The following is a 9,483-nucleotide window of genomic DNA, read 5'->3' as shown; positions in this document are numbered from 1 at the left end:
GCACCTTGCTGTTGGCATCAAACAGTTGCGTGGCATCGCGGGCAACATCAAGCGGACTTACAATGACGTGGCTGCCGATCATGTCGTTGCGCGGTGGCAATGCGCATCCGGTCCAGTTTTCAACCGGGTGGCCGACGGGTTTGCCAAAGATGTCTTTGTGGGGCGTGGTCATCTTGGATTCCATACAGTGCTGAACTGTAGTATTTGTCTATCAGCGAATTAGCGTTTTCCAGTGCCAATTATATAAAAATATAGGGGCCATTTTTGTGTTCCACATTTTTGGCTTCAAGAGGGAGGAAAAATGGGAAGGGCAAGTTATAATCTTAAGAAGAAAAAACTGCACAAACTTTTGTCGAAGGCCACGTACGAAGAATTCCTTCGGATGATTTGGGCTGCTGATGCTTTGCAATCCGGTAGAGCTGATCTCGCGGAGAAATACCTTCATTTCCCGCGAGAGGCAGCGGACCAATCTGTCGGTTCGCAATATAAAGTTCATCCGTGGGAGCTGGAGACATTGGTTGGGGAGTTTTTTTCTTGTCCTCCATTTGTTCCTAAGGACGGTTGGAATAGTACTGTTGATTGCTCTGATTATAATTCATTGGCTACTTTTATTAACTTACTTCGAGGTGTGGAAGATGCTGAGGTCTCATTTTCTTTGAAAGCCAAGGATGTCCTGCTTGAGGTGCATCGGATAGGCCATCGTCAGTTTAAGTGGCAATCAGGATATTTTAATACGCCGCAGGTTGCGAGATACTACTTTATTTATGGTAATGAGACCTGTTCACAATATTTTTTCGAGAAGTATGGTGTAAAACTAGACGATTTCATGCTCGTTGGTTTTGCGCTTTTTTCTGGGTTTTTAGGTTACCCGTCTGTTGAGAAGAAGATTTCTTTAAAAGACTTCGGATTGTCGAGTGTTGATATCGATAGATCCTTGGAATTATTAAGTGTCAGTAGACAGGAAACGCAAAATCTCGTTTTTAACGTTAGGGCGCAATGTAGACTAATTAGCGGCCGTCTAACTATGGCCTACCAACCTAGTCCGTTGAGAGTCTTTCCTATCGTCGTATCTGGTGACTATCTAATCTGTCCTCTACCAGCGTTGATTATCTACAGGATAACAGCGGGGATTTACTATGATCTAATGAGAGGGGGAGCAAAAATCATAAATGCTGCAAACGAAAGGTTTGAGGAGTACGTTTTAAGATATTTGACAAAAATTTACGGCGATTATTCTATTACTCGAAGTTATTCTTATGCGTTTAATGGAAATAATATCGATAGTCCTGATGTTCTAATTAGTTTTGATGGAAAGGTCAGGGTTGTTATTGAGTGTAAAGCAACAAAATTAAGCTTTCCGGCACAATTTTCCGATCGTCCAACGGCAGATGCCAAGCATGCTTATGATCAAATATCAAAAGGTGTTTTTCAGTTGTGGAGATACTTCTCTCATTTGAAAGAAGGGGTAGCGGAGAGGCAAGTTCACGATGATGGTGTTATAGGAGTTGTCTTGACACTAGATCCTTGGTTGGTCGCATCTCCGGAATTGCAGGATAAAGTTCTTGCCAAGTCGAACGTGCTTGCAGATGAAAAAGGTGGGGTTCCGGTTGAGAGCAGGCCGCCTGTAGTTTTTTGTGATGTTGTCGATGTTGAGGACGTTGCTGCCTCATTTTCCGAAACTCAATTTTTAGAGATTTTATCACAGAGCGTTACCAACGATTTTAGAGGTTGGTCGTTGAAAAATATTGGAAATAAGATTTTTGGAGAGCAACAAAATAGAAAACAATATCCATTCAACTTAGAGGATATAGCCCCTTGGTGGCGAAAAATAAAAGACCTTCGTGATAGGAGGCGGCGCTAAGCCAATTTTCTTTTATTTCATTAGTGGAAATCATGACTGTCGATCTTAAGGCGCTTGTGACTGGCGGTGGGTGTTTCCGGTTTTGAGCCCAACTGATCCAGATCAGCCTCCGGTTTAGGGGCGGGCCGCGATACTGTGGGGGAGGCGGCTTCCCCGGTTGGCAGGGCGGTGCGCGGGCTGGCCCAGCGCAGGTTGCGTGGATGGTTGTTGGCATCGCGCGCAATTTTGGTGTTCTCGCTCATCGATTGCAGCATATGGCTCAGATCGACCAGCTTGTCGGCAATGATGTGCGTCACCCCGTCTTCACGTTGCAATTTGCCGGTCACCCCAAGGACCGTGGCGGTCATGACTTCGCGACGGTGGTGTTCCATCACCTTGCTCCAGACCACAAGGTTGGTGATGCCGGTTTCATCCTCAAGGGTGATGAAAACAACCCCCGATGCCGTGCCGGGGCGTTGACGGACAATCGCAAGTCCCGCATGGGTCAAGCGATCCCCATTTCGCACATTGGGCAGATCACTGGCGGTACATACCCCGGCAGCACCAAGCGCATCACGCAGCATCGCCATCGGATGGCCCTTAAGCGACAGGCGCAGGCTGGCGTAATCTTCGATGATCTCCTCGCCCGGGCCCATGATCGGCAGATCCACCGGCGCTTCTGCACCGAACTCGGCCGAGACACCCATATTGTGGTTAAAGTTCTGGGCTGCCTCAAACAGGGGCAGGCTTGCTGGTGCCTTGCGGCCCTTGCCAAACCGGCGCACGGCCCAAAGCGCTTCGCGCCTTGATAAGCCCAGTGACCCGAACGCATCAGCCTCGGCCAGTTTTTCAAGCGCGGCGGGGGATAGTCCTGTCTGGCGCGCCATCAGGTAGACATCCTGAAACCCGCCAGCGGGCCTATTGGAAATCAGGGCAAGGGCATCAAGCTCGCCAAATCCCTTGATCTGGCGGAAACCAAGCCGCACGGAATGATAGCCCGCCGTTCGGCCCAGTTCGCGTTCCAGCTGATTGTCCCAGAAGCTGTGATTGATATCGATTTCAAGCACGCGCACCCCGTGATTGCGCGCATCATTAACCAACTGTGCCGGGGCATAAAACCCCATCGGTTGCGAATTCAAAAGCGCGCATAAAAACACATCCGGGTGATGGCATTTCAGCCAGGACGACGCATAGGCCAGAATGGCAAAACTCGCGGCATGGCTTTCGGGGAAGCCATAATCAGCAAAGCCTTCGATCTGTTTGAAGCAGCGTTCGGCAAAGTCCATGTCATAACCGTTACCCAGCATGCCATTGATGAACTTGGTCCGGTGTTCGCCAATGGTGCCGGTGCGCTTGAACGTTGCCATTGCACGACGCAGGTTATCGGCCTCTCCACCGGAATAGCCGGCGGCGACAATGGCGATCTGCATCGCCTGTTCCTGAAACAGCGGCACACCGCAGGTGCGTTTCAATACGGCTTCGAGTTCCGGGGACGGGTAGTCGACCTTTTCGCGGCCCATGCGCCGTTGCAAAAACGGATGGACCATACCGCCCTGAATGGGGCCTGGGCGGACGATGGCGACCTGAATGGTCAGGTCATAAATGCTTCGCGGTTTTAAGCGCGGCAGCATGCTCATTTGCGCGCGCGATTCCACCTGAAACGTGCCGATACTGTCGGCTTTTTCCAGCATGCGATAGGTGGCCCGGTCTTCCTTGGGCAGGGTCGCCAGATCGTAATCAATGTTCTTGTGCGTGCGCAGCTCATCCAATGCCTTTCGGATGCAGGTCAGCATGCCAAGAGCCAAGATATCGACCTTAAGGATGCCCAGCGCATCAATGTCATCCTTGTCCCATTCAATGGTGGTGCGGTCCGCCATGGCGGCATTGGCAATTGGCGAGAGTTCACAAAGCGGCCCGCGCGTAATGACAAAACCACCAACATGTTGCGACAGATGACGCGGAAAGCCCGTCAACTCGCCCGCGATATCGAGAACGGCCTTGAGGCGCGGTTCATCGGGATGAATGCCAGATTGGCGCATCATATTGTCATGCGCGCCCTTGCTGCTGGATCCCCAGATGGTTTTGGTCAGTTTGACGATGGTGTCTTCCGACAGTCCAAACACCTTGCCAACATCACGAATGGCGCTGCGCGATCGATATGAAATCACCGTGGCGGTCAACCCGGCCCGTTCACGGCCATAGCGTTCATAGATGAACTGAATAACCTCTTCGCGGCGTTCATGTTCGAAATCGACATCGATATCGGGTGGTTCATTGCGTGCATTGCTGATGAAGCGTGAAAACAGCAATTCCACCTTGTTGGGATCGACCGAGGTGACATGCAAACAAAAACACACCGATGAATTGGCCGCCGATCCGCGCCCCTGACAGAGAATTCCCTTGGACCGGGCAAAGGCGACAATGTCATGCACGGTCAGGAAATAGGGGGCGTAGCCCAACTCGTCGATCAGTTTAAGCTCTGTCTCGATCAGGTTTTTGACCTTGTCGGGTACACCATCGGGATAGCGTTTATGCGCGCCTTCCCAGGTCAGGCGGATCAGACGTTCCTGGGTGCCTTCGCCCGATCCGTCATTTTCATCGGGGTATTCATAGCGCAACTCATCAAGGCTGAAGGTGCATTGATCGGCAATCTCGACAGTGCGCGCGATCCAGTGCGGGTGACCCGGAAACAGACGCGCCATTTCACGCGGTGATTTGATATGACGTTCGCCATTGGGAAACAGGCGGTATCCCGCGTCCTCAATCGTGCAGTGATGGCGAATGCAGGTCAGGACATCCTGCAACGGTTTGCGCGACCTAAGATGCATATGCACGTCATTGGTCACCACGACCGGAATGCCAAGGTCGGCCTCGACCATTTCGGTAAACTCAAGGCGTTCGGTGTCAAACCCGTCCATGAACCGCCCGACCGCCAGCCAAAGCCGATCTTCGAAATGCGATTTCAAGCTGATCAGTTCAGCGCGAAAGGCATCATCGGGGACCTGGGGCGGTACGGCGATAAACAGCAGGCCTTCGCCATGGGTGACGATATCGGCAAGATAAATCTCGCACGATCCCTTGGGTGCGCGACGCTTGCCAAGGGTGAGGAGCCGGCACAGTCGGGCATAAGATGCACGGTCGGTCGGATAACACAGCAAGGATGGACCATCCATAGGATCAAGCCGACAGCCGACAATGTAATTCAACCGGTCGGCATAATTGCGATGGGCGGTATGGCCGCGCACCACCCCGGCCAGCGTATTGTGATCGGTGATCGCAATTGCATGCAGGCCCTTGGTGGCTGCGGTCAGGACCAGTTCCTCGGCATGCGATGCCCCACGCAGAAATGAAAAATTGCTGCTGACATGCAGTTCGGCATAGGCCGGATCATCGGTGCGGTTGGTTTGCTTGGTCATGGCATCATCCGGCAAACAATCCATGCACCGACCAGATATCCTGCCCGGCATGGCCGCTGCGAAACAGCCAGATCAACCGGCCTTTCTGATCGCAGATGCGGAAATAATCGCGTGTCATGTGCGACAGGGCGTAATTATCCCGGTCCAGATGGCTCCACCATTCCGGGCAGATGCGCTCGGGCCCGTCGGCCAGCAAGACATCAATCATCATCTTGCGCCAGCGCAGTTTTGTTGGCGCGCCGTTGGCACTGCGTTCCATGACATCAACCGGTTCAGGCGGATCAATCAGACGGACCGGGCGCTTGGGCAGGGGGGCATCCGCAAGACGTGCCGGTTTGACAGCCCCGGTGGGCGATTGCCGGATGGCGGCCCGTTCAGGCAGATGACTGGCATGGTGGGCTGGGCGATACAAAATGTCCTTGGGTCCCAGATGATGGGCAATACGATCAAGCAGTTGGGCAAGGGCAATGGTGTCGCTGTTGTCTTCCTGCTTGCGATCAAGCCGGACCTGACGAAAGGCGACATGTTCGACCCAGGGGGCATAGACAATCACCTGTTCGATGCCAAACCCGGTATCAACACCGGGCATTTTTTCCGCGAGCAATCGCAGGATATGGCTTTCGGACTGGCAGGGCGTGCCCGTTGTGGTCGTGATGGTATGGGCATAGCCATCGACCCGAATGGACCGGACGATCAGACGCCGCAGACCAAGGTTTTCATCGCGTAGCTTGGCGCAAAGCTCGGCCACCATGCTTTCAATCGCATGCGCCAGCGTGTCTGCACTCCCCAATGGTTCGCCAAAGTTCTGTTTGATCAGCCACGGGGCATCGGGCAGCTCGAAATTCAGATGTTCGGGCAGGCGGCCATAAAACTGATCAAGGCGATGCAACACATCCGGCCCAAGGCGGGTGGTGATATTCGCGCGCGGCAGGGGTGTGATATCGCCAAGGTGTTTCAGGCCAAGCCGCGACAGAACCGCGATGATGTCATCCGACAGCCGCAGGCACGATACCGGAAACCCGGCCGCAACCCCGTGATCGCGTGGCAGGGACAAAATGCGTTCATGTGATGCGCCCGGATGGCCCCCTGTATGGCAACGCGCCGCGGCCCATGCCGCCCCGGCGGTATCGGCAATGGCCGCGCGGGCAGCAATGCCCTGGGCTTTCATGTCGTGCAGGATTTGTTTGATCATCGCACTTTCGCCACCAAACAAATGACTGCCGCCAGTGATTTCAAGCCACATGCCCGCATCGCCATTAAGCCCATGCGCATGCAGGTCGCGGTCCGGTGCGATCCATGGGCTATAGCGGTCCATGAAGCGCACCAGACGGGCAAACTTGCCATCGCAGAGTTCAGGCTCTTCAGGGCTATCCTGAAGATCGGGCAGGATGCTGCGCGCATCAGAAAGGCGCATGCCGCCATGAAGTCCGGCCTTTTGTGCGGCTGCATTCAGGCCACAGACGAGCACGCCCTTGTGGTCGCTGCGCGTGATCACGTGCGGGGTGTCTTGTGGCTTTGATGCCTGTGGGGCAGTTTTCGGACTGTCAACATCGCGGGGCTGATCAGGCGTGGGCGTGCCTGTCTTTGGGGTTGTCTTCTGACAGTCGGTTTTCCAGTGGGTCAGCCACAGATAAAGAAAACGTTGTTGCATCGGTTTTGACTTTCCAGCTTCCCGGTCGGACCCCGCGTCCCCCGATCAGGCTGAGATGATGATCGTTTCCTGTTGGTCGTTCTGTTGGTTCCAAGGCGTTTACAGGTGTTATTTGCCAGCGTGTCCAGGCGCTTGAGGTCGGAATGCGCCCGTTTCTGGCAAGCGGGCGCAAAACAATGATGCGTGTGCCACCACTTTCACAGGCCAGTTGTAAGCGCCTTGCCGTGGTCAGGTCATAGTCGGTGGTTTCAATGATCACCGCACGGACCTGACCGGATTTTGCCACTTCCTCACAGGTCCAAAGGGCGGTGGCCTGTTGATCGACCGTCATCATCAACGGTTCGGGCTTTAGGACCATCATGGGCAGGGACAGGGCATAAAACCCGCCCTGATCCAGCGCGCGACGCTGCCGGATCCAGAAAATGCCCTTGCCGGGTTGCGGGGCAGATGGGTGATTAGAGGCATCAGAGGACGCATCCACAGACAATGTCGCCAGATACCACGCCAAAAGGGACGCCGCGCAATCATCATGGCCGCACAGAACTTCATGCAGGCCAGTCGAGGCAAGGCCGCCGATGCTGATATGATCGCGCAGGAACGTGCTGCCAAAGGCACGCGCAATCACCCCGTCTGCCCGATCTGGCCCACCGGACAGACAGGAAACCTGAACTTTCCATTGTTGCTCGGCCCGGGCCAGTGCCGCGCGTGCCTGATGAATGCGTCTGTCTGACATTTTATTGTTCCTGTTTTGTTCTATTTTATGTGGTCAAAGCGGAACAGGAGTCAAGGCGTATCCAATCGGGTTTTTCAGGATCGGGGATATGTGGTTGAAGCAAATGAAAACCCGGCATTCGCAAATGCCGGGTTTTCCTGAATGCATGTCTGGGTGCAGATCAGATTTCCGGGAACCAGGCCCCGAGAACACCGAATTCTTCAAGCTTGGAGACAATCGCCTCTGCGGCTTCTTCGGCGGTCTGATCGGATGTGTTGACCGTGATCTCGGCGTTTTCCGGCCGTTCATAGGGGCTGTCGATCCCGGTGAAGTTGGCGATCTCGCCGGCACGGGCCTTTTTATAAAGGCCTTTCACATCGCGCTGTTCGCAGACTTCAAGCGGGGTGTCGATAAATACCTCGATGAATTCGTCTTTTTCAACAAGGCTGCGCGCCAGTTGGCGTTCGCTTTTGAACGGCGAGATGAAGGATACCAGCGTGATCACGCCCGCATCGACAAACAGCTTGGCGGTTTCACCAACACGGCGGATGTTTTCCACGCGATCGGCATCGGTAAAGCCAAGATCCTTGTTCAGACCATGGCGCACATTGTCACCATCAAGGGTGTAGGTGTGCTTGCCAAGGGCATGAAGCTTTTTCTCAACCAGGTTGGCGACAGTGGATTTACCTGCACCCGACAGGCCGGTGAACCACAGAATGACCGATTTCTGGCCCTTCTGATAGGCACGTGCGCCCTTGTTGATGTCCATTTCCTGCCATTTGATGTTGGTCGCACGACGCAGGGAATGGTTGACCATGCCCGCCCCAACGGTTGCGTTGGTAAAGCGGTCAATAATGATGAAGCGGCCCGAATGACGGTTCTGATCATAGGGATCAAACGCCAACGCCTTGTCGGCCGAGATATTGGCAATCCCGACTTCATTAAGCTCAAGCGTTTTGCCAGCCACATGTTCAAGCGTGTTCACATTGACCTTGTATTTAAGGTCGCTGATCTGCGCATTGGCAACCTGCGCGCCCATCTTGATCAGATAGGGACGGCCGGGCAGAAGATGATCTTCATGCATCCAGATGATGCGGGCTTCGAACTGATCGGCAAAGTCGGGCTTGGCATCTGCGTGTGCCAAAACGTCACCACGCGAAATGTCGATTTCATCTTCAAGGGTCAGGGTGATCGCCTGACCGGCAATGGCTTCTTCAAGGTTACCATCAAAGGTGACGATGTCCTTGACCTTGCTGGTCTGGCCCGATGCGGTAACGATAACCTCGTCACCCGGTTTGACGCGGCCTGATGAAATGGTGCCGGAAAAGCCCCGGAAATCAAGGTTCGGGCGGTTAACCCACTGCACTGGCAAACGGAACGGCTTTTCAATCGCATCCTGTTCGACCTGCACATCTTCAAGATGGGCCAGAAGCGTCGGGCCGGAATACCAGGGCGTATTCGCGCTCGGCTCGATCATGTTATCGCCACGCAGGGCCGAAAGCGGGATCGCGGTGATCGAGCTATAGTTCAGCTGTTCGGCGAATTTCAGATACTCGGCAACGATCTGATCAAACTTCGACTGGTCATAGTCGATCAGGTCCATCTTGTTAACAGCCAGCACCACATGTTTGATGCCCAAAAGCGATGTGATGAAGCTGTGACGACGGGTCTGGGTCAAGATGCCTTTGCGTGCATCAATCAGAATGACGGCAACATCAGCAGTCGAGGCACCGGTCGCCATATTGCGGGTATATTGTTCGTGGCCGGGTGTATCAGCGACGATGAATTTGCGCTTGTCGGTCGAGAAGAAGCGATAGGCGACATCAATGGTGATGCCCTGTTCGCGTTCGGCCTGCAGGCCATC

Annotated in this window: 5 protein-coding genes; 1 reads left to right on the top strand and 4 read right to left on the bottom strand. The window is 54.0% G+C overall.

Going from position 1 to position 9,483, the window contains the following annotated elements; translation table 11 throughout:
• Window positions 1-301: 301 nt before the first annotated feature.
• Window positions 302-1,861 (top strand): hypothetical protein, encoded by a 1,560-nt coding sequence (locus B3Z49_RS12520; protein WP_296991311.1) that lies wholly within the window; start codon window positions 302-304, stop codon window positions 1,859-1,861.
• Window positions 1,862-1,881: 20 nt separating this feature from the next.
• Here the strand turns inward: B3Z49_RS12520 and B3Z49_RS12515 are convergent, their stop codons facing one another.
• From B3Z49_RS12515 to cysC, 4 genes are all read right to left on the bottom strand, one after another.
• On the bottom strand, window positions 1,882-5,256 hold the full coding sequence (locus B3Z49_RS12515) for an error-prone DNA polymerase (RefSeq protein ID WP_296991309.1): 3,375 nt from the start codon (window positions 5,254-5,256) through the stop codon (window positions 1,882-1,884).
• A gap of 4 nt (window positions 5,257-5,260) precedes the next feature.
• Window positions 5,261-6,907, bottom strand: a complete 1,647-nt coding sequence (locus B3Z49_RS12510) for a Y-family DNA polymerase (RefSeq protein ID WP_296991307.1) — start codon at window positions 6,905-6,907, stop codon at window positions 5,261-5,263.
• A complete protein-coding gene (locus B3Z49_RS12505; RefSeq protein ID WP_296991305.1) occupies window positions 6,819-7,640 on the bottom strand; it encodes an ImuA family protein in 822 nt (273 codons plus the stop codon). The genes B3Z49_RS12510 and B3Z49_RS12505 overlap by 89 nt, the downstream gene beginning before the upstream one ends.
• Window positions 7,641-7,800: 160 nt before the next feature.
• The coding region (gene cysC, locus B3Z49_RS12500) for an adenylyl-sulfate kinase (protein ID WP_296991303.1) at window positions 7,801-9,483 on the bottom strand (1,683 nt) is incomplete at its 5' end.

It is taken from the genome of Thalassospira sp. UBA1131, assembly GCF_002311515.1.
Taxonomy (GTDB): Bacteria; Pseudomonadota; Alphaproteobacteria; order Rhodospirillales; family Thalassospiraceae; genus Thalassospira.
The sequence above is the reverse complement of the archived record's forward strand: the minus strand, read 5'-3'. Positions and strand labels throughout refer to the sequence as shown.

Excerpts from the sequence above, each read along its gene's own strand:
- B3Z49_RS12510 (WP_296991307.1), bottom strand. The coding sequence starts at position 6,907 with ATGCAACAACGTTTTCTTTATCTGTGGCTGACCCACTGGAAAACCGAC.
- B3Z49_RS12505 (WP_296991305.1), bottom strand. The coding sequence starts at position 7,640 with ATGTCAGACAGACGCATTCATCAGGCACGCGCGGCACTGGCCCGGGCC.
- B3Z49_RS12520 (WP_296991311.1), top strand. The coding sequence starts at position 302 with ATGGGAAGGGCAAGTTATAATCTTAAGAAGAAAAAACTGCACAAACTT.
- B3Z49_RS12515 (WP_296991309.1), bottom strand. The coding sequence starts at position 5,256 with ATGACCAAGCAAACCAACCGCACCGATGATCCGGCCTATGCCGAACTG.